Consider the following 886-nt stretch of genomic DNA (forward strand, 5'->3'; position numbering starts at 1 on the left):
CTCCCGAGCCCCTCGGTGCGTCACGCCCCATCGAGCGTCCACCCACCGCGAGCCCGTCCCCCGATGCACGGCGGACGCTCATCCCGGAGGCCCCCCTGTCCCTGGTGGACTACCAGGACCGCATCCAGTCACTGATGCAGCGGGGAGCGCTTCATGAGGCGTTGGAGCTGGGGAACCAGTGCGCGACGCGGCTCCCCCGGGAAGGGGAATGCGAGCTGATGCTCGGGATGCTGTACGCGCGTCTCAATGACAACCGCACCAGCGTGGCGCACTACCAACGCTTCCTGGAGTACGCCCCCAGCACGCACCCCAGCCGCCCCACGGTGGTGCGGATCCTGGATGAAGCGAATGCACCCTCGTCGGCGTCAGGCCGGCAGGTGAAGCCGGAGACCTTCGCCGACATGATGGAGGCCGGCAACACGGCCGTCCGGGCCGAGAAGTTCCCGGAGGCCGTCGCCGCGTACCGGAACGCCCTGGCGATGAAGCCGGACTCGCTCGGCACGAAGCTCGAGCTGGGCCTGGCGCTCCTCAAGCTCCAGCCTGGCACCCCGGCCGACCACAAGGAGGCCGTGAAGCTCCTGGAGAACGTCACCTGGAAGAAGTCCGGCATCCGGCGTGCCTGGATGGGATTGGAGGTCGCCTACACGCTGACCGGGAACAAGGCCAAGGCGGAGCGTGCCCACGAGCGCGCCATGCTGATGTCCCCCAGGAACGCCACGAACCCCGCGAGGGCGCAGGAGATGATCAAGAAGCTCACCCCCTAGGGGCTGTCCCTGATCTCCGGCCCGAAAATCAACCTGGTGGATCAAACACCCGAGTTGGACCCAACTTCAGAAGGTTGCCAGTCAGCGTCGGACGTGATCAACGCTGGCTGTGCGCCGACATG

General features: G+C 67.2%; 1 protein-coding gene. It reads left to right on the forward strand.

Annotated features, from left to right (window positions below; translation table 11 throughout):
• Window positions 1-764 (forward strand): tetratricopeptide repeat protein (locus tag D7W81_RS41350; RefSeq protein ID WP_147445846.1); only part of this gene is annotated, 764 nt, incomplete at its 5' end.
• Window positions 765-886: the final 122 nt, after the last annotated feature.

Source organism: Corallococcus aberystwythensis, assembly GCF_003612165.1.
In the GTDB taxonomy this organism is placed as follows: domain Bacteria; phylum Myxococcota; class Myxococcia; order Myxococcales; family Myxococcaceae; genus Corallococcus; species Corallococcus aberystwythensis.